The 930-nt window shown below is 33.1% G+C and carries 1 protein-coding gene; it reads right to left on the reverse strand.

Annotation, left to right across the window (positions count from 1 at the left end; translation table 11 throughout):
- Positions 1 to 212: 212 nt before the first annotated feature.
- A complete protein-coding gene (locus ACFQ1U_RS13650) occupies positions 213 to 719 on the reverse strand; it encodes a hypothetical protein (RefSeq protein WP_386109326.1) in 507 nt (168 codons plus the stop codon).
- Positions 720 to 930: the final 211 nt, after the last annotated feature.

Raw genomic sequence — 930 nt, forward strand, 5'->3', positions numbered from 1 at the left:
GATTTAGGTCATTAGGTTACTACTTTTTTTAATGCTTTACAACGGTTTCGTATAACCCGTCAGTTATCGGGCTAATTTAGCCAAAAGTTTTTAGTTATTCACTAGCTTAAGCAATTCTGAGTGGATTCGGACGTAGTCGAATCCGCCGTAATTGCGGTTATACATTGTTGTACAACGTTTTTTTATTAAATCAGTTTGGACTCTAAATATCATTACTCTAATAGTCCAAATAATTTTAGAATTGTATCAATATTACCGACAAGAACACCTCCAATGAAGTATAAAAATTTTCTTTTCAAATCTTTAGTTTTTTCTTTCGTTAAATCAGTTTCAGCTTTCGTTTTTTCGATTTGCGCTTGAGTGAGTTCAAACTGCAATTCGCTTATCTCAAGACTTTTATCCTTCTTAATTTCCTTTTTCGGCTCCTCTTCTTTTAAATTGTCTTCTTTTAGTTCTTGCTGTTGGATTTTATATTGTTCGTTATCAATACGTTTCCATTTATTTCTTGAGCCTAAATCTAACATTTTATACCAGTGGTCTAATTCAAATTCTCGTTTTTGAGATTCGACTACATTTCCATTACTATCAATAGGTCCAGCCCAAACAGTATTTCTTTCTATTATTTCGTATTCGGATGTTTGTCCGTTTTTTTCAATAACAGACCATTCGTTTGGTGTTACATTTCTGACTTTATCTGTTCCTTTGATTTTTATTTTCATATTGCTTGGTCAAATGTTGTACAACGGTCTCGGCTATGAGTAGTTGCGTGGGTTAGCACTTAACTTTGCAAGTACACACAAACTGAAAATCCGCGAGGATTTTCAGAAGTAGGCGAGAACGAGCAATTACTTATAGCCATTGTTGGCAAACATTATAAAGTGACGCAAAAGAAGATAAAAAACATAATATCTGAATTAGAAAACAACAACA

It is taken from the genome of Tenacibaculum geojense, from assembly GCF_042676005.1.
Classification (GTDB): domain Bacteria; phylum Bacteroidota; class Bacteroidia; order Flavobacteriales; family Flavobacteriaceae; genus Polaribacter; species Polaribacter geojense.

What these genes read in the sequence shown, in the direction of transcription:
- ACFQ1U_RS13650 (WP_386109326.1), bottom strand. Translation starts at nt 719, where the DNA reads ATGAAAATAAAAATCAAAGGAACAGATAAAGTCAGAAATGTAACACCA.